The sequence below is a fragment of the Amycolatopsis sp. SID8362 genome, assembly GCF_010550475.1.
Classification (GTDB): Bacteria; Actinomycetota; Actinomycetes; order Mycobacteriales; family Pseudonocardiaceae; genus Amycolatopsis; species Amycolatopsis eburnea.
This window is the reverse complement of sequence record NZ_JAAGNB010000612.1, coordinates 1-478: the sequence shown is the minus strand read 5'-3', so window position 1 is coordinate 478 and position 478 is coordinate 1. Positions and strand designations below refer to the sequence as shown.

The 478-nt window shown below is 76.2% G+C and carries 1 pseudogene; it reads left to right on the top strand.

Annotated elements, in window-relative coordinates:
- Positions 1-478, top strand: a pseudogene (locus G3I65_RS18910) (LuxR family transcriptional regulator); the annotation flags it as partial.

The window sequence follows — 478 nt, the reverse complement described above, 5'->3', positions numbered from 1 at the left end:
GCGCCGCGCCACCGCGAGCCGGCTGCTCAGCGAGTTCGAAGACGGCGTCCGCGAGGATCCCGCCCGCGTCGCCGAGCTGGCCGGGGTTGCCCGGTCCGTCGCGGCCGACGGGCAGCACGACGCCGCCATGCGGATCCTCTGGAGTGCCGCCATGCGCTGCTTCTGGACCGAGCCCGGACCCCAGGCGCGGCAGGCCCTGCTCGACGTCGCCGACCTGCTGCCCGTCCCGGACGACGACCCGCGGATCGTGGCCGTCACCGCGTACGTCGCTCCCTTCGAGCGTGGCGAAGCCGTCCTTAAGCACCTTCGTGCGCTGGCCGCCCGCACCGGCGCCGATCCCGAAGTCGACCGGTACCTCGGCAGTGCCGCGCTCCAGGTCGGTGCCTTCGACCTGGCCGCGCGGTTCTCCGCGGCGGCCGCGCCCGGGCTTCGCGCGCAGGGACGGCTCGGGCTGCTGCCGCGCGCGCTCGCCGTGCTC